This window comes from Herbiconiux sp. SALV-R1 (assembly GCF_013113715.1).
GTDB lineage: Bacteria > Actinomycetota > Actinomycetes > Actinomycetales > Microbacteriaceae > Herbiconiux.
Genome location: NZ_CP053344.1, coordinates 1090196 through 1106920 on the forward strand (window position 1 = coordinate 1090196; position 16725 = coordinate 1106920).

14 protein-coding genes are annotated in these 16725 nt (G+C 72.9%); 8 read left to right on the plus strand and 6 right to left on the minus strand.

Features of this window, described 5'->3' with window-relative positions; translation table 11 throughout:
* The first annotated feature begins 8 nt into the window (after positions 1-8).
* On the plus strand, positions 9-1004 hold the full coding sequence (locus HL652_RS05395) for an ABC transporter substrate-binding protein (protein ID WP_216604014.1): 996 nt from the start codon (positions 9-11) through the stop codon (positions 1002-1004).
* Between the two features lie 65 nt (positions 1005-1069).
* Here the strand turns inward: HL652_RS05395 and HL652_RS05400 are convergent, their stop codons facing one another.
* A complete protein-coding gene (locus HL652_RS05400; RefSeq protein WP_171704336.1) occupies positions 1070-1891 on the minus strand; it encodes a class II fructose-bisphosphate aldolase in 822 nt (273 codons plus the stop codon).
* Entirely contained in the window at positions 1888-2712 is an 825-nt protein-coding gene (locus tag HL652_RS05405; protein ID WP_171704337.1) for a DeoR/GlpR family DNA-binding transcription regulator, read from the minus strand. Before HL652_RS05405 ends, HL652_RS05400 begins: the two co-directional genes overlap by 4 nt.
* Before the next feature lie 148 nt (positions 2713-2860).
* On the opposite strand from HL652_RS05405, the gene HL652_RS05410 reads away from it, so the two are divergent.
* Genes HL652_RS05410 through HL652_RS05420 form a run of 3 tightly spaced genes read left to right on the plus strand, consistent with a single transcriptional unit; the run spans position 2861 to position 6524 of the window.
* Positions 2861-4393 (plus strand): FGGY-family carbohydrate kinase, encoded by a 1533-nt coding sequence (locus tag HL652_RS05410; protein WP_171704338.1) that lies wholly within the window; start codon positions 2861-2863, stop codon positions 4391-4393.
* A complete protein-coding gene (locus HL652_RS05415; protein WP_171704339.1) occupies positions 4390-5346 on the plus strand; it encodes a DeoR family transcriptional regulator in 957 nt (318 codons plus the stop codon). Before HL652_RS05410 ends, HL652_RS05415 begins: the two co-directional genes overlap by 4 nt.
* Positions 5343-6524 carry a 1-phosphofructokinase family hexose kinase gene (locus HL652_RS05420; protein ID WP_171704340.1) on the plus strand — a complete coding sequence of 394 codons (1182 nt, stop codon included), beginning with the start codon at positions 5343-5345 and terminating at the stop codon, positions 6522-6524. Before HL652_RS05415 ends, HL652_RS05420 begins: the two co-directional genes overlap by 4 nt.
* Positions 6525-6577: 53 nt before the next feature.
* On the opposite strand, the gene HL652_RS05425 is transcribed toward HL652_RS05420, so the two are convergent.
* Positions 6578-7339 carry a DeoR/GlpR family DNA-binding transcription regulator gene (locus tag HL652_RS05425; RefSeq protein WP_171704341.1) on the minus strand — a complete coding sequence of 254 codons (762 nt, stop codon included), beginning with the start codon at positions 7337-7339 and terminating at the stop codon, positions 6578-6580.
* Positions 7340-7414: 75 nt separating this feature from the next.
* Between HL652_RS05425 and HL652_RS05430 the strand changes: the two genes are divergently transcribed.
* From HL652_RS05430 to HL652_RS05445, 4 genes are read left to right on the plus strand one after another with little or no spacing between them, the layout of a single operon-like run.
* Entirely contained in the window at positions 7415-8962 is a 1548-nt protein-coding gene (locus tag HL652_RS05430) for a rhamnulokinase (protein WP_171704342.1), read from the plus strand.
* Positions 8959-9834, plus strand: coding sequence for a class II aldolase/adducin family protein (locus HL652_RS05435; protein WP_171704343.1), 876 nt, complete (start codon positions 8959-8961; stop codon positions 9832-9834). Before HL652_RS05430 ends, HL652_RS05435 begins: the two co-directional genes overlap by 4 nt.
* Complete coding sequence (locus HL652_RS05440) at positions 9831-10619, plus strand: SDR family oxidoreductase (RefSeq protein WP_171704344.1); 789 nt, start codon at positions 9831-9833, stop codon at positions 10617-10619. The genes HL652_RS05435 and HL652_RS05440 overlap by 4 nt, the downstream gene beginning before the upstream one ends.
* Before the next feature lie 57 nt (positions 10620-10676).
* Positions 10677-11444, plus strand: coding sequence for an SDR family oxidoreductase (locus tag HL652_RS05445; RefSeq protein ID WP_253743659.1), 768 nt, complete (start codon positions 10677-10679; stop codon positions 11442-11444).
* 7 nt (positions 11445-11451) lie between these two features.
* Here the strand turns inward: HL652_RS05445 and HL652_RS05450 are convergent, their stop codons facing one another.
* The 3 genes from HL652_RS05450 to HL652_RS05460 all read right to left on the minus strand — a co-directional run bounded on the left by HL652_RS05450 (position 11452) and on the right by HL652_RS05460 (position 16688).
* Entirely contained in the window at positions 11452-12480 is a 1029-nt protein-coding gene (locus tag HL652_RS05450; protein ID WP_171704346.1) for an LLM class flavin-dependent oxidoreductase, read from the minus strand.
* Positions 12477-13448: an ATP-grasp domain-containing protein gene (locus HL652_RS05455; RefSeq protein ID WP_171704347.1), complete on the minus strand. Its 972-nt coding sequence runs from the start codon at positions 13446-13448 to the stop codon at positions 12477-12479. The genes HL652_RS05450 and HL652_RS05455 overlap by 4 nt, the downstream gene beginning before the upstream one ends.
* A gap of 306 nt (positions 13449-13754) precedes the next feature.
* Entirely contained in the window at positions 13755-16688 is a 2934-nt protein-coding gene (locus HL652_RS05460) for an FAD-binding and (Fe-S)-binding domain-containing protein (RefSeq protein WP_171704348.1), read from the minus strand.
* Between the last annotated feature and the right edge of the window lie 37 nt (positions 16689-16725).

Consider the following 16725-nt stretch of genomic DNA (forward strand, 5'->3'; position numbering starts at 1 on the left):
GAATCACAATGATGTGGAAGAAGACAGCACTCACCGGTCTCGCGCTCGCGGGCACGGCGGCGCTTTTCCTGACCGGCTGCTCGAGCTCGGGCAGCACCGACAGCACCTCGGCGGCCGGTGGCGGCGACGGAGACTACAAGATCTCCTTCGTGCAGGGCGTCGCGGGTGACGAGTTCTACATCTCGATGCAATGCGGTATCGAGGCAGCGGCCAAGGAGGCCGGCGCCACGGTCACCACGCAGGGCCCCGAGAAGTTCGACCCGACCCTCCAGAAGCCGCTGATCGACTCGGTCGTGGCCTCCAAGCCCGACGCGCTGCTCGTGGCACCCACCGACGTCTCGGCCATGCAGGCCCCCCTGCAGGCAGCAGCCGACGCCGGCATCAAGGTCGTGCTCGTCGACACCACCGTCGAAGACCCCTCCTTCGCGGTGTCGGCGATCGCCTCCGACAACAAGGGCGGCGGAGCCGCGGCGTTCGACGCCATCAAGGAAGCACACCCCGACGGCGGCAAGGTGCTCGTCGTCTCGATCGACCCGGGCATCTCCACCTCGGATGCTCGTGCCGAAGGCTTCCAGGAGGCCGTCGAGGCCGACAGTGACTTCGAGTTCCTCGGCATCCAGTACAGCCACAACGAGCCGGCCACCGCTGCCGAGATCGTGACCGCTGCGCTGCAGAAGGACCCCGACATCGTCGGCATCTTCGCCGCGAACCTGTTCGCCGCCGAGGGCACCGCCACCGGCGTGCAGCAGGCCGGCAAGCAGGGTGACGTGACCGTGGTCGGCTTCGACGCCGGCCCCGCGCAGGTCGAGCAGCTGAAGAACGGCGTCGTGCAGGCGCTCGTGGCCCAGGAGCCCGCCACCATCGGCAAGGACGGCGTCGAGCAGGCCATCGCCGCGCTGAAGGGCGAGTCGACCGAGAAGGAGATCCAGACCGGCTTCACCGTCATCACCCAGGACAACCTGGACGGCGAGGGCGCCGACGCGGTGTACCAGAGCAAGTGCTGAGCTAGTTCAGACGGGACGGGCCCGGTCGCTTCGGCGGCCGGGCCCTTTCGTGTGAGTGCCGGAGCTCAGGGGGTAAGGGTGCGGAGGAGGCGCGTGACCTCGGTGGCGACGGCGGCGCGTGCCGGGGCGAAGTACTTGCGGGGGTCGACAAGCGCGGGGTCGGCGTCGAGGGCCTCGCGCACGGCGCGGGTGAAGACGCCGTTGATGTGCGTCGAGATGTTGATCTTGCGCATCCCGTTCTCGATGGCGGTGACGATGTCGTCGTCGCTCACCCCGCTCGACCCGTGCAGCACGAGCGGCACCGGAACGGCGGCCGCGAGCTCGGCGATGAGGCCGAAGTCGAGCGAGGCGCTCCGCGAGGTCATCGCGTGCGAGCTCCCCACCGCCACCGCCAGCCCGTCGACCCCCGTGGCCGCCACGAACGCCACCGCCTCGGCCGGGTCGGTGCGCACGCCGGGCGTGTGCGCCCCGCCCTTGCCGCCGATCGCGCCGAGCTCGGCCTCGACCCAGACCCCGCGCTCCTGTGCGTGCCGGGCGACGGCCGCGGTGCGCTCGACGTTCTCGGAGTAGGGGAGCGTCGCCGCGTCGAACATCACCGAGGTGGCGCCGAGCGACACCGCCTCGCGCACGAGCGCCTCGTCTTCGGCGTGGTCGAGGTGCACGCCGACATCGACGGATGCTGCTGCCGCGATCTCGAGACTCCCCCGCGTGATCGGGGCCAGGGCGCCGTGGTACTTCGCTGCATTCTCGGAGATCTGCAGCACGACAGGCCGGCCCGCGGCCTCCGCGCCGCTCACGATGGCCTCGGCGTGCTCGAGCTGGATCACGTTGAACGCCAGGACGGCGCGTTCGCGGTCGAGGATGTCACCGGTGGAGACGAGGGTCATGCGGGGGTTCCCTTCGGGGGTGTGGTGGATCGGTCGCCGGGGTGCTCCCCGGCCAGAATGAGCTCGGGTCCGTCGTCGGCGACCCTGCCCGCCGTCTCGGCGTCGAGCCTGGCGTCGGTGACGACGGTGTCGAAGCGGTCGAGCGTGGCGAAGCGGCTGAGCGACGGGCTGTCGAACTTCGAGGCGAGAACGGCGAGGATGCGGTGGCCGGCAGCGTCGAGCATCCGCTCTTTCACCGATGCTTCGTCGGGAAGGGTCGTGAAGGCGCCGCGGCCCGGGGTGACGCCGTTGGCGCCCAGCACGGCGGCGTCGACCTGCAGCTCGGCGAGCCGTTGCTCGGTCGCGGCGCCGACCACCGCCTGGGTGACGGCGCGCAGGCGGCCCGGGAGAAGCAGCGCGGTGAGCCGCGGGTGCCGGGTCAGCAGCATCGCGATGGGCAGGCTCGTGGTGACGACGAGCAGGGCTCCGGTGTCGCGGCGGGCCGCGAGCGATCGCGCCACCTCGAGGGTCATCGTGCCCGAGTCGAGGAGGATCGAGCCCTCCGCGGGCAGCAGCTCGGCGACGGCCTCGGCGACGGCGCGGCGCTCCTCGGCCTCGGCGAGACCGCGGAGCGAGAGCGGGCTCTCGAAGGGCGCGCGCTCGGCGAGCACCGCACCGCCGTGCCGGCGACGCAGCAGGCCGCGCCGCTCGAGGGCGCCGAGGTCGCGGCGCACGGTCTCGGGGGCGACCTCGAGCAGCTCGCCGAGCTGCTGCACGGTGACCTCGCCGCCTTGGCGCCGGGCGGCGTCGAGGATGGCGGCGTGACGCTCCGCTGGGTACATCGTGATTCCGCCGATCCGGTCGAGATGGCTCGAGTCTAGCCGAACGTGACCGAAATCTAGCCCCAGAATGTGGATTTGAGTTGATATGATCGTCGAAACGAGCGCAATCGGGCAATCCGCGCGACGCTCCATCGATCGGAGGATCGCCATGTCCGCATCCGGCGCCCGCTATCTGCTCGGCATCGACGTCGGCCAGACCGCCGTCAAGGCCGTCGTGCACGACGAGTCGCTGCGCCCGATCGGTGTCGGGCGGCGATCGAGCCCGGTCGACCGCGAGGTGCCGCGCTTCGCCGAGCGCTCGCAAGACGCGCTCTGGGCGGCGGCGGCCGAGGCCATCGCCGAGGCGATCGCCGTCTCGGGCGTCGACCCGGCCGGCATCGCGGCCATCGGCATCACGGGCCACGGCGACGGCCTGCACCTCGTGACCGCCGAAGGCGCGCCGGTCGGGCCCGCCATCACCGCCATGGACTCCCGCGCCCACCTCGAGGCCGCCGAGCTCGCCGCAGACGGCGAGCGGATGCGCGTGGTGCTCGGCCGCTCCGGCCAGGAGCCGACGCCCGGTGCGGCGGGCAACCTCCTGCGCTGGCTGCTGAAGCACGACCCCCAGCGCGTGCAGAGCGCCGGGGCGATGCTGTTCTGCAAAGACGTCATCAGGCTGCGGCTCACCGGCGTGATCGCCACCGACTACTCCGACGCGACGGCGTCGTTCCTCGACACGGATGCTGCGGCGTGGAGCGCCGAGGTGGTCGAGGCGTACGGGCTCCCCGAGTCGCTGATGCGGCTGCTGCCGCCGCTTCACGCGAGCGGCGACGTCGTGGGTGAGGTGCTGCCGGAGGCAGCTGCGGCGACCGGTCTGGCGGCGGGCACCCCGGTGATCGCGGGGTTGCACGACGTGCAGGCCGCGGCGATCGGTATGGGCGCGCTGGCGCCGGGGCGGCTCGCGCTGGTCGCGGGGTCGTTCAGCACCAACGGGGTGACGACGACGCGCGGCGACGTCGACCCGCGGTGGCAGTCGAGGCTGTCGATCACCCCCGAGCTGCGCATCGCGATGTCGACCTCGGCCACCGCCTCTCCCGCTCTCAACTGGGTGCTGCGGTTGCTCGGCGTCGCCGACGACGCCGCCCGCGACCGGCTCTTCGCCGAGGCGGCTGCGCTCGACCCCGAGGAGCAGGTGCCGCTCGTGCTGCCCTTCCTCGTGGACTCGCCGCTCGGCGCCGACAGCTCGGCCGCACTCGCGGGTGTGCGCGCCTGGCACACGCCGGCGCACGTGCTGCGGGGTGCACTCGAGGGCATCGCGCTCATGCACGTCTGGCACACGCGGGCGCTCGGCGAGCGGTTCGACTGGGATCAGCCCGTCGTGCTCGGCGGAGGCATCGCCCGCGCCCCGCTCTACGTGCAGCTCGTTGCGAACGCGCTGCGGTCGCCGGTCGTCGTGGTGCAGAACGAGGAGGCCGGGGCCTTCGGCGCGGCCGCGGTGGCGGGGACAGCCGTGGGGGTGTTCGAGTCGGTGGCCGCCGCACAGGAACTGGTGGAGCGCTCACAACCGGTGCTGCCGACGGCGGAGTCGGAAGCGTACTGGGCGGGCGTCATCCGCTCGTTCGACGAGGCGACGGCGGCTCTGGGGCCGTGGTGGGGGTCGCGGGCGGCAGCGGCGGCCGCGGGCGCGGGGATCGCGCGATGACCGCCTCCGTGACGAGCGCGGGTGGTGCCGTGCAGCGGAGGAGACGGAGCATTCTCGCCGAGCTCGACGATCGCGGACGGGTCGAGGTGACGGCCCTGGCGCGGGTGCTGGGTGTCGCGGAGGAGACCGTGCGGCGCGATCTCACCGCGCTCGAGGCGGAGGGGGCCCTTCGGCGGGCGCACGGTGGAGCCGTGCCCGTCGAGCTGGGGTTCGACGTCGACGGCGATCGGCCCGGTGATCCGGGTGCGCTTCGCAGCGCACCGCCTTCCGGCAGCGAGCGCGGCGCCGGGCGCGGAGAGCGCGGCGCTCGCCGCGGCGAGGAGTCGGCGGCCCACCACCGCGTCGACGACGTCGCCGCCGCGGTGATCGGCATGCTACCGGCTTCTGGCGCGGTGTACCTCGACGGCGGCGCGGTGGCGGAGGCGATCGCCTCGCGGCTCACCGCCGCGCACGAGGTGGCGATCGTGACGGCGTCGGTGCCGGTGGCGCTCGCCGCCGCCGAGTCGGTCGAGCCCGCCGAGGTGCACCTGCTCGGCGGTCGCGTTCGGCCCGACGGCTCCACCGAGGGCCCGTGGGCCCGCGCGGGTGCTGAGCGCCTCCGGCTGGCCGTGGCGGTGTTCGACGGTGGATCGCGCCTGTCCGAGCATCCGGTGCTCGCCCCCGACCCCGACGCCGCAGCCCTCGCCGCGACGCTCGCCGAGTCGGCACACAGAGTGGTGCTCACCGCGGCCGGAATGGAGCCGGCTCCGTCACCCGCTGCCGCGAACGGCACGGCGGCGCCGAGCGGGAGGGGCGTGCAGGCCGCAGGGTGGGCCCTCTCGGTGCCGTGGGGGGCGGTCGATGCGGTGGTCGCGCATCCGCTCGCTCTCGAGGGAGAGCGGGGGGCGCGTCTCATTCGAGACCTGGGCGAACGGGGTGTCAGCCTGGTGCTGGCGGAGGAGGTGGCGGCATGAGTGGGCGCGCATCCGCTCGGCGGGGCATCGTCACGCTGACGCCGGCACCCGCGATCGACCTCACGTACCGGCTCGGCGCGCTCGAGCTCGGGGAGGTGAACCGGGCGGTCGAGGTGCACGCCGAGCTGAGCGGCAAGGGCGTCAACGTGGCGCGAGCTGTCGCGCTGTCGGCGATCCCGGTGGCGGCGGTGCTCGCACTGGGGTCGCAGGGCGAGGCCCTGGCCCGCGAGGGCGGGTTCGCCGAACTGCTCGCCGGCGTGCCCGACGGTGGCCGCACGCGCATCAACACGACGCTGCTCGACGCGAGCGGCACCACGACGAAGGTCAACGAGTCGCCTGTGCCTGTGACCCCGGCGCTGTGGCGGGCGATCGCCGAGCGCACCGAGCGCGAGCTTGAGCGGCTCGACGCGGAGTGGCTCGTGGTGTCGGGCTCGATCCCGGTGCTCGCGGGCGGCGGCGGGCCCGTGCCGTTCCTCGACGCGGTGCGCCGGGCGGCCGAGCGCGGGGTGCGCGTCGCCGTCGACACGGCCGGGGCGTCGCTGCGTAGCGTGGTCGGCGACCTCGCTCCGGTGGCTCTTCTCAAGCCGAACACCCACGAGCTGGCCGAACTCACCGGACTCGAGTTGCGCACCCTCGGCGACGTGACGGATGCGGCCCTGCGCCTCCACGACGCGGGGTGCGACATCGTCTACGTGAGCATGGGCGCCGACGGTGCGCTCGCGGTCTCCGACGAGGGGGTCATGCGCGCTTTCGCTCCTGCCACCGTGGTGAACACGGCGGGGGCGGGCGATGCGTCGCTCGCCGGGTTCCTCGTGGGGGCCATGGGAGGTGCGGGTGCTGCGCCTGCCGTGGGGGCCGGGGCCGGCGAGGCTTCGCTGGGTGCGGGTGCGGGTGCGGGTGCTCCCGCGGGCGCCGGGCTCGGTGCTGCGCCGTCGGGTGCGGGTACTGCGCCTCCGGCGGGTGCCGGGCTCGGCGCTGCGCTGCGGGGAGCGGCCGCGGGCCGCCGGTCGGGCGCCGCACCGGATGTGGCGGCGGGCCTCGCGCTCGCGGCATCGTGGGGGGCGCACGCGGTGATGCAGCCCACCACCCTGCTCAGCTCGGTCGAGACGGCGCCCGCCGCGGTGCTCGAGCTCGACCCCGACCCATCGACCCCGCTGCGCGAGCCCGCCACCCCATAGCCTCGATGCCCGCCACGCGTAGCCGCGGTCCACGGCACCCGGCACCGGGCGCCCTACAGGATTCGGGGCACGAGTTCGCGGTAGGGGGAGAGTCGCTCGTCGCCCGGGTCGAGCTCGGTGACGAGCACGTCGATGCGGTCGAGGGTGAGCGCGCGCACGCGCGCCCGCGACTGCAGCTTCGACGCGTCGACCGCCAGCACGACCGTCGCCGAGGCCCGGGCCATCGCATCCTTCACCGCCGCCTGCGCCAGCGTGCTCTCGCTGGTGCCGCTCTCGCCGTGCACACCGAGCGCCGAGATCACCGAGACGTCGAAGTGGAACGCCCCGAACGCCGAGAGGGTGAGCGCGCCGACGAGACTGAGGTTCTGCTCCTCCCGTTCGCCGCCGGTGAGGTAGCCGCGCACTCCGCTCAGGCGCGAGAGCGACTCGAAGGCGCTGAGCCCGTTCGTCACGACAGTGAACCGGCTCTCCGGCGGCAGCGTGTCGGCAAGTACGTAGGCCGTCGTCGACGAGTCGAGCCCCACCGCACCGCCGTCGGGCAGTAGCTGCACGATCTTCTCGGCGATGCGCTCCTTCGCCCGCAGGTTGCGGCCCTGCCGCGTGCCGAAGGCGTCGGTCTCGACCGGAACGATGCCACCCCGCACCCGCCGCACCCTGCCGATGCTCTCCAGCACCTCGAAGTCGCGCCGGATGGTCATCGGATGCACCCCCCAGAGCTCGGCCGCCTCCGACAGATGCAGCCCGCCGCGTTCGCCGGCGAGCTCGAGCAGCGCCGCGCGGCGCGTCTCACCGTCAAGCGTTCCTTTGAGTGCCATGGCACCACCTTGCCGGAGGTTGTTCGTCAATGCTACATTTCACACGAAATAACATCCCGATCACGAGGACGTGACATGTCAGCTCCGCCCCCCGCCGAGGCCTTCGCCGCGGTCGATCTCGGCGCCTCCAGCGGTCGCGTGATGCTCGGCTACGTCGAGGCCGGCGAGGTGTGCATGGTGGAGCTGCACCGCTTCCCCAACGGTCCGCTCGCCGATTCGCTCGCCGAGGGCGAGATGCTCCGCTGGGCCGCCGACCGCCTCTTCGAGGAGACCCTCGAGGGTCTCGCCGCCGCCGTCACCGCCGCCCGAGCCCTGGGGCGCGAACTCGCCGGCATCGGGGTCGACAGCTGGGGCGTCGACTACGGGCTCCTCGATGCCACCGGCGGCTACACGGGCATCGTCGATCACTACCGCGGCGCCCCCGTCGAGGCCGTCGCCGAGGGCGACTCCGTCGTGCCGCCGCGGCGTTCCTACGCCATCACGGGCGTGCCGCCGCAGACCATCAACACCTCGTACCGCCTCCGCGCGGCCGCCCGCTCGCACGACGCGGGGCGCGCATCCGGAACCGTGCTGCTCGTACCCGACCTCTGGGTGTGGCTACTCTCCGGCGCGCTCGGGGCCGAGCGCACCATCGCCTCCACCACGCAGCTGCTGGATGCGCGCACCGGCTCCTGGTCGCCCGAACTCGTCGACGCGTGGGGACTCGGCTCGTTCACCCTGCCCGAACCCGTCCCCGCGGGGTCGCTCGCGGGGCACACCCTGCCGCGGGTCACCGCACGCATCGGCGCCGCGCATCCGGTGCCCGTCTACCGCGTCGCCGGGCACGACACCGCCTCGGCGCTCGCCTTCGCCACACCCGGAGAGCCGTCGCTGCTCGTCTCGAGCGGCAGCTGGTCGGTGGCGGGCGTGAGCCTCGCCGCGCCCGTGCTCGACGAGGCGGCCCTCGCCGCCGGGCTCACGAACGAGCGCGGGGTCGGCGAGCAGACGCTGCTGCTGCGCAATCTCTCGGGCATGTGGCTGCTGGTCGAGTGCGTTCGGCAGTGGTCGGAGGAGGACGGGCGGATGCTCGACCCCGTCGCCCTGGTGCGCTCGGCGTCTGAGCGCGACGACGTCGCGGCCCCGGTGTTCGACGTGGGTGACCCGCGGTTGCTCGCACCGGGCGCGATGCCCGATCGCATCGCGCAGCTCTGCGTGGAGACGGGCGGTGCGGCTCCCGAGGGGCGCATCGGCACCGTTCGGAGCATCGTCGAGAGTCTCGCCGTCGCGTATGCCGACGCGGTGCGGTCGTTCGGGCGGGTGCTCGGCTCGCCGCTCAAGTCGGTGCGCATCGTGGGCGGGGGGTCGCGGAACGAGTTGCTCTGCCGGCGCACCGCCGAGCTCACCGGGCTGCCCGTGACGGCGGGGCCTGCGGAGGCCTCGGCGTTCGGCAATCTCGCCGTGCAGCTCGTGGCGGCCGGGCGGTTCGGCAGCCTCGCCGAGGTGTACGCGGCGGGCGGCGAGGCCGGGGGAGTCATCGCGCGGTACGAGCCGGGTGGCGAGTTCGCGTCTGCCACCTCTGACGCCCGCCTCACCGCCGGCGATTCTGCCCCGACCGCGCCCCCCGAAAGGACGACAGTCTCGTGACCTCTCCGACCCCCACGCCCCGCGACGAGGCGCTCGCCGCGCTGGTCGAGCTCTCGTTGGAGCTCGGACGACCCGACCGCGCCTGGGCTGTGCTCGCCGAGGGCAACACCTCGGTGTCGCTCGGCGGCGACAGCGGCGCCATGCTGGTGAAGGCGTCGGGGGCGTCGATGGCGATCGCCGTCCCCGACGACTTCGTCGAGGTGCGCATCGCCGACGTGCTCGCCCTGGTCGACGCGCCTGCCGCGGCTGCGGGGGGTGATGCTGCCGCCGCCACCGCCACCGCCTCCGCCGACGACGAGGCGGTGCGCGCGCTGTTCGCCGCTGCAGCGACCGGCGGGCGCCGCCCCTCCGTCGAGGCCCTGCTGCACGCCGTCTGTCTCGACCTGCCGGGCGTCGAGGCGGTGGGGCACACGCATCCGATTCCCGTGAATGGCCTGCTGTGCTCGCCGCAGGCGTCATTGCTCGTGGCGGGGTCGCTCTTCCCCGACCAGATCGTGGTGCTCGGCACCGACCCGCTGCTCGTGCCCTACATCGACCCGGGCCTGAAGCTCGCGAGGGCGGTGAGACGGATGCTGCGCGAGCGTCTCGAGGCGACCGGATCCGTTCCCAAGGTGGTCTACCTCGCCAACCACGGCATGTTCGCGCTCGGTGCGAGCACCTCAGAGGTGCTGCAGATCACCGAGATGGCCGTGAAGGTGGCGAGCGTGCTGCTCCACACGCTGGCCGCGGGCGGACCCGTCTTCCTCGACGACGCCCAGGTCGCCCGCATCGACACCCGACCCGACGAGCTGCTGCGTCGGGCAGCCCTCGCCGCATCCGCATCCGCCCCCACCACCACCCCCGCCCTCTCGAACGGAGCCGCTGACCGATGAGCACCCTCGACCACGACGACCCCGCCGCCCCGCGCGCGGCCCACGCAGGCGGCACCTCGGGGAGCCTCGCGGGCCGCGTCGCCCTCATCACCGGCGGCAGCTCGGGCATCGGCCGGGCTTACGCGCAGGCCCTCTCGGCCGAGGGCGCGAAACTCGTGCTGGTGGGGCGTTCGGAGGAGCGTTTGCGCCAGGTCGCCGACACACTGCCGGGGGAGACCCGCATCGTCGCCGGCGACGTCTCCGACTACGCGGTGTCGGTCGAGGCCGTGCGGGTCGCGGTGGAGGAGTTCGGGCGTCTCGACGACGTGCTCGCGAATGCCGGGCTCTACGTGGGCGGCGACTTCGCCGAGACCGACCCGGTCGCCATGGAGCAGCTCGTCTCGGTGAACGTGTTCGGGGCGATGGCGACCGTGCGCGCGGCGCTCCCGCACCTCATCGAGCAGGGATCCGGTGACGTGCTGGTGACGAGTTCGGTGTCGGGGCACCAGGACATCCACTGGGAACCCGTCTACTCCGCCACCAAGCACGCCACCCAGTCGTTCGTGCACACCCTGCGGCGTCAGCTCGTGGGAACGGGCGTGCGCGCGGGGGCGATCGGGCCCGGGGTCGTGCTCAACGAGCTGTGGGGCTTCGCGGAGGGCGCCGACGGGGTCGACCAGAAGGTCGGCGATCGCACGGGAATCCGGTCGGAGGACGTCGCGGAGGCCGTGCTGTTCATGCTCACGAGGCCGCGGCACGTGACCATCCGCGACCTCGTCATCCTGCCCACCGACCAGGAGATCTGATCGGGCCGGCGGCCCGCCTCAGACCCTGCACCAGAAGAACTCGACGAAGGAGACGTGATGTTCGAAGATCTCAAGGGCCGCACCGCGGTCGTGACCGGAGGCGCCCGCGGCCTCGGCTACTCGCTGGCGACCGCGCTGGCGGGGCAGGGCGTGAACGTCGCCCTGGTCGACCTGCTGCCCGCCGTGGAGGAGTCGGCCGAGCGCCTCGCCTCCGAGTTCGGCGTGCAGGCGCGCGGCTACGTCGTCGACGTCACCGACAGTGCCGCACTCGACGCGGTGTTCGGCGAGGCCGAGGCCGCGCTCGGCACCGCGTCGCTGCTGGTGACCGCCGCCGGCATCACGATCTGGGACGACAGCGTCGACGTCGCGCCCGAGACTTGGCGCAAGGTGCTCGCGGTGAACCTCGACGGCACCTTCTTCGCCGCCCAGTCGTTCGCCCGCCGGGCGCTCGCCGCCGGGGTGTCGTCGTCGGCGGTGTTCATCTCGTCGATGTCGGCGTTCATCGTGAATCAGCCGCAGTTCCAGGCCTCCTACAACTCCTCGAAGGCGGCGGTCAGCCACCTCGCGGCGTCGCTGGCCGTCGAATGGGCGCCCTCGCGCATCCGGGTGAATGCCATCGCCCCGGGGTACTTCCTCTCCGACATGACCCGCGAGTTCACCGAGGCGAACCCCGACCTCGCCGCCCGGTGGATCAGCACCATCCCCGCCGGCCGCATGGGCGAACCCGAAGATCTGCACGGGCTCGTGGTCTACCTGGCCTCGGATGCGTCGTCGTACCTCACCGGGCAGAGTCTCGTCATCGACGGGGGCTACACCGCGGTCTGAGCGGGCGTCAGGCGCCCGCGCGCACCAGGGGGATGACCTGCTCCCCGAAGCGCTGCAGCTCCCCGAGCGCGGGGGAGAACTGCAGCAGCAGCGTGTCGACCCCCACCTCCTCGAACTCCAGGATGCGCGCCGCCACCTGCTCCGGCGTTCCCACGAAGCCGGGGCGCAGGCCGCGGTTCGAGACCGAGTAGTCCTTGAGGTCGACGCGGGTGTCGAGCTGCGACTTGCTCACGAAGTCCTGGTATGACTCGTAGGCGGCGCCGTGGCGCACATCCGTGATGCGGTCGAGTTCCGCCTGGGCCTCCGCCTCGGTGTTGCGCACGATCGCGAAGCCCGCCATGCCGAAGTGCTCGAACGGCTCCCGACCGGCCTCCGCGCGGCGGCGCCGCATGTCGGCGATCTTGGTGCCGAGCTCGTCGACGGTGCCGCCGTGGGTGAGGTAGGCGTCGGCGAAGCCGGCGATGGCCGTGCGCCCCGCCTCGCTCTCGCCGCCCGCGTAGACCAGGGGCGTGACGTCGGGCTTGGGCTCGAGGAAGGTGCCGTCGAGATCGAAGTGGGCGCCGTGGTGGGTGTACGGGGTCTCGCTCCAGAGCCCCCGCAGCACCTCGACGTACTCGGCGGTGAACGCGTAGCGGTCGTCGTGCTCGCGGAACTCGACGCCGTACTGCCGCGCCTCCTCAGCCCACCACGCCGACACGACGTTGAGGGTGAGCCTGCCGCCCGCGATGGCCTGGATGGTCGCCGCCTGCTTGGCGGTGAGGGCCGGCGGGTGATAGCTCGGCCGCAGCGCCACCATGAGTTCGAGGGTCGAGGTGACGGCGGCGAGAGCGGTGGTCGTCGCCCAGGCGTCGAAGGTGGGCCCCGAGAACCCGCGGATGTCGTTGAGGTTGAGCTCGGGCACCAGCGTGAGGTCGAACCCGCCGGCCTCGGCGGCGCGGGCGATCTCGGCCAGGTGCGGGAAGGTGAGCGGGGTTCCCTCGTCGTCGACGTTGCGCAGCCAGCCGCCGAACACCGGGGTCCAGTAGCCGAACCTCATGCCGAGACCTCCTGCGGGGCCGCCGCAGCGAGTTCGTCACCGAGGAATCGGGCCACCGCCGCCGCCGCCGACCGGCTCGTCACCGCCTCGACGTCGGGACTGTAGTTCGTGTTCGTGTTGATGTCGTACGGGATGGTGCGTCCGTCGGCCGTCTCGAAGAACTCCACGCCCGCCACGTCGATGCCTTGCTCGGCCAGGAAGGCCTCCAGCTTCACGATGAGCGGATGCTCGGCCGACACCTCGCCACGCTCACGGAACAGGCTGGCCGGCTGGGCCTCCGCCCCGGGTTCAGGCACCGCGCAGGCCTCGGCGGGGCACAGCTCGAACGAGCCCGCCGAGGTGTCGACCTCGACCGCGTAGACGAACCGCCCGCCGACGAACTCGGCCCGGGTGACGAAGGGCGCCGCGGTGACGACGTACTCCTGCAGCAGGGTGATGCCGTCGACCGGATGCTCGAACTCAGGCCCGTCGACATAGGCGTCGAACTCCGCCAGCGTGTCGAAGCGCCGCACTCCGAGGCCCTTGCCGCCCTGGTTGTGCTTGGTGATGAAGGGGAGCGGGAGCTCGCGCGCGCGGTGCTTCAGCTCGCCGGTGCCGAACACGACGACGGTGTGGGGCACGTCGAACCCGGCTGCGCGCAGCGCCGCGTACTGGGCGGCCTTGCTCACCTCGAGCTCGACCACGCGGCTGCCGTTCACCACCCGGCGCCCCCACGACTCGAGCCAGCGCAGCACGGCGCGGGCCTGCTCCTTGGCGTGCTCGTGGCCGCGGGTGTGCGACGAGGCGCTGAGCCGCGACCAGAACACGCCGGCCGGCGGTTCGGTGGAGAGGTCGATCGACCCTCCCGTGAGCGGCCACTCGCGGTGCTCGACCCCGGCCGCGTCGAGTGCGGCGGCGAGCGGCGGAATCCACTCCTCGTTCTCGTGAAGGATGTACACGGCGGGCGTCTCGGCGATGTGGCGTGTCATGCGTGGGGGTTCCTCGTGGTCGGGTCATTCGATCGTCGCACGGATCGGTGGTGCCCCCGCCCGTCACCGTCACACGGCGACGCGGAGCGGCGGGCGGGCGGGTCGGGCGGCTCGGCCCGCGCTCGGCCCGCCGCGGCGCCCGGCCCTGCCCGCGCGGTGCGCCTCATCGCGGCGCCCGGCCCGGCCCGGTCCGCGCGGGGTGCCTCGTCGCGGCGCCCGGCGCGGCCTGGCCTCACCGGGGCCGGGCCCGCCCGCCCGTCGGCCTCAGCGCGGCCGGGTCCGCCTCGCCGCGGCGCCCGGCCCGACTCACCGCGGTCGGGTGACCTCCGCGAGCAGCTCGAGCACGTGGCCGTACTCCGCTCCGGTCGCCCGCGTCATGCCGAGTTCGCAGGTGCGGTTGCAGCTCGCGTGCGCGGTGGCGCCCGCCGCTCGCACCTCGGCCGCCTGTGCGGCGGTCGCCGACGCGGTGAGCTCGGGATGCAGCATGCCGCGATCACCGGCGAAGGCGCAGCAGCCCCAGTCGGCGGGAATCACGACGCTCTCGGCCACGGCGCCCGCCACCGCGGTGAGCTGCGGGTTGATGCCGAGCCGCGTCGACGAGCAGGTGGGGTGCAGGGCGAGCGAGTCGATGAGCTCGTGCTCGGGCAGCAGCGGCAGGATGCGCGTGGCCACGAAGTCGACGGCGTCGATCACCCGGAGGCGCGGCAGGGCGGTGTCGGCCTCGATCTGGTGCAGGATGCCCTCCGTGCACGACGAGGCGTCGCAGATCACCGGCAGCTCGCCGTCACGGGTCGCACGGCGGAGGCTCGCGAGCACCCGTTCGCGCATGACGGCGGCTCCGTCGGGGAGCCCCTTCGACGACCACGGGGTGCCGCAGCAGAGCGAGTCCACGTCGTCGGGGAGTACCAGGGTGATGCCGGCCCGCTCGCACAGCTCCTCGAAGCTGCGCTGCACGCCGTCACCCACGGGGCCGAACATGGTGTTCACGCAGGCGGGGAGGTAGACGGCTTCGGCGACCGCCGCAGCGGAGGCGACGGCCCCAGCGGAGGCGACCGCCGCATCCGAGGCGACCGCCGCATCCGTCGTGAGCGCCGCATCCGTCGCACCCCGCGCATCCGTCGACCCTTCCGCGGCGGCACCGACGGCCCGGAAGATCGAGTTCTTCGAGCGCTTGCGCCCGCCGGCGGGGAGCTCGGGCGACCAGAGCGGCAGCACGTCGTCGCCGACCACGGCGCGCCCGAGCTTGTTCACGCCGGTGACGACCGGTGCGAGCGGAGCCGGGATCTTCTCGGCGATCGTGAGCGCCGCCGACGCCACGCCGGTCGTGCCCGCCCAGTGGGCCGATGCCGTCTTCCACACCGCCTTCTCGGCACCCGCGTGACCCGTCTTGCGCAGCCGCCGCACCAGGTCGCCGGTGTTGATGAGCACCGGGCAAGCCGTCTGGCACATGCCGTCGACGGCGCAGGTCTCCACGCCGTCGTAGCCGTAATCGCCCTCGAGCTCCGCCGCCAGAGCGTGATCGCCGTCGGCGGTCGCCGCCGCGATGGCGCGCTTCACGACGATGCGCTGGCGGGGCGTGAGGGTGAGGTCGCGGCTCGGGCAGACGGGCTCGCAGTATCCGCACTCGACGCAGCGGTCGGCCTCCACCTCGATGGTGGGCGTGCGCTTGATGTCGCGCAGGTGCACCGCGGGGTCGTCGGTGATGATGACGCCGGGGTTGAGCATCCGTGCCGGGTCACAGAGGGCCTTGAGCTCGACCATCACCGCGTAGAGCTCGTCGCCGTACTGCCGCCGCACGTAGGGCGCCATGACGCGCCCCGTGCCGTGCTCGGCCTTCAGCGAGCCGCCCTCGCCGAGCACCAGGTCGACCATGTCGTCGGTGAACGACTCGAAGCGGGCGAGGCCCTCGCCCTCGAACAGGTCGGTGAGCATGAAGTGGATGTTGCCGTCTTTCGCGTGCCCGAAGATGACGCTGTTCTCGTAGCCGTAGCGGTCGAACAGCACGCTCAGCTCGCTGCAGGTGCGGGCCAGCGAGTCGACGGGCACGACGACGTCTTCGAGCAGCGCGGTGGTGCCCGAGGGGCGGGCGCCCGCGACGGTGGTGTAGAGACCCTTGCGCAGATGCCAGAGCGAGGCGCGGGTGGCGGGGTCGGCGCTCAGCACCGCGGGCGCGGCGAGGTCGAGGCCGGCGAGGAGGCGCTCGCCGCCGGACTGCACCTCGGCGAGCTCTGCTGTGGTCGCTGCCTGGTACTCGACGAGCAGTGCCGCCTGGGCGACGACGTCGAGGTCTCTGATGGCGGGGGGCGCATCCGCTTCGGTCTTTCCCACCCGGAGTGATTGCGCGTCCATCAGCTCGACGGCCGATGCGCCGGTGGCGACGATACCGGGGAGGGCCTCGTTCGCGGCCCTGAGGTCGTCGAAGACGACGAGGCCGGTGGCGAGATGCGGATGCAGGGGCAGAGTGCGGAAGACGGCCTCGGCCACGAAGCCCAGCGTTCCCTCGCTGCCGATGACGAGTCGCGCCAGCAGTTCGGCCGGCTCGTCGTGGTCGAGGAAGGAGTTGAGGCCGTAGCCCATGGTGTTCTTCATCGAGAACTGGTGCTCGAGGATGCGCACCGACTCCGGGTTGCCGCGCACCCGGTCGCGCAGGCGCTCGAGCCCCGCGAAGAGTTCGGGCTCGTCGTGGCGGAGGCGCTGGTTCGCGTCGGGGGCCGCGGTGTCGACGACGGTGCCGCTCGGTAGCACGACGGTCATCGACAGGAGGGTGCGGTAGGTGTTGCCGGTCGTGCCGCACGACATGCCGCTCGAGTTGTTCGCGATGACGCCGCCGATCGTGCACGCCACCTCGCTCGCCGGGTCGGGACCGAGCTTGCGGCCGTGGCGGGTGAGTCGCGCGTTCACCTGGCGCACGGTGGCGCCGGGCTGCACGCGCACCACGAGTCCGTCGTCTTCGATGGTGATGCGGCGGAAGTTGCGGCGCACGTCGACGAGCACCCCGTCGGTGACGCCCTGCCCGCTGAGGCTGGTGCCGCCCGAGCGGAGGGTGAGCTTCGTGCCCGACTCGGCGCTCGCACGGAGCAGACGGCCGACCTCGGTGGCGTCTTTCGCGATGACGAAGGCCTCGGGCACGAGGAGGAAGTGCGAGGCGTCGTGGGCGTTCGCGTGCAGGTCGATGGCGCGGGTGCTGAGGCGGGTGGGGTCGGCGAGGGCGGCGGCGAGGGGGGTGTGGGCGGTGGGCATGGATGCGCGACTCTGCGTCATGGGGGGCCGATCGGTC

What these genes read in the sequence shown, in the direction of transcription:
- HL652_RS05395 (WP_216604014.1), top strand. Translation starts at nt 9, where the DNA reads ATGATGTGGAAGAAGACAGCACTCACCGGTCTCGCGCTCGCGGGCACG.
- HL652_RS05400 (WP_171704336.1), bottom strand. Translation starts at nt 1,891, where the DNA reads ATGACCCTCGTCTCCACCGGTGACATCCTCGACCGCGAACGCGCCGTC.
- HL652_RS05405 (WP_171704337.1), bottom strand. Translation starts at nt 2,712, where the DNA reads ATGTACCCAGCGGAGCGTCACGCCGCCATCCTCGACGCCGCCCGGCGC.
- HL652_RS05410 (WP_171704338.1), top strand. Translation starts at nt 2,861, where the DNA reads ATGTCCGCATCCGGCGCCCGCTATCTGCTCGGCATCGACGTCGGCCAG.
- HL652_RS05415 (WP_171704339.1), top strand. Translation starts at nt 4,390, where the DNA reads ATGACCGCCTCCGTGACGAGCGCGGGTGGTGCCGTGCAGCGGAGGAGA.
- HL652_RS05420 (WP_171704340.1), top strand. Translation starts at nt 5,343, where the DNA reads ATGAGTGGGCGCGCATCCGCTCGGCGGGGCATCGTCACGCTGACGCCG.
- HL652_RS05425 (WP_171704341.1), bottom strand. Translation starts at nt 7,339, where the DNA reads ATGGCACTCAAAGGAACGCTTGACGGTGAGACGCGCCGCGCGGCGCTG.
- HL652_RS05430 (WP_171704342.1), top strand. Translation starts at nt 7,415, where the DNA reads ATGTCAGCTCCGCCCCCCGCCGAGGCCTTCGCCGCGGTCGATCTCGGC.
- HL652_RS05440 (WP_171704344.1), top strand. Translation starts at nt 9,831, where the DNA reads ATGAGCACCCTCGACCACGACGACCCCGCCGCCCCGCGCGCGGCCCAC.
- HL652_RS05445 (WP_253743659.1), top strand. Translation starts at nt 10,677, where the DNA reads ATGTTCGAAGATCTCAAGGGCCGCACCGCGGTCGTGACCGGAGGCGCC.
- HL652_RS05450 (WP_171704346.1), bottom strand. Translation starts at nt 12,480, where the DNA reads ATGAGGTTCGGCTACTGGACCCCGGTGTTCGGCGGCTGGCTGCGCAAC.
- HL652_RS05455 (WP_171704347.1), bottom strand. Translation starts at nt 13,448, where the DNA reads ATGACACGCCACATCGCCGAGACGCCCGCCGTGTACATCCTTCACGAG.
- HL652_RS05460 (WP_171704348.1), bottom strand. Translation starts at nt 16,688, where the DNA reads ATGCCCACCGCCCACACCCCCCTCGCCGCCGCCCTCGCCGACCCCACC.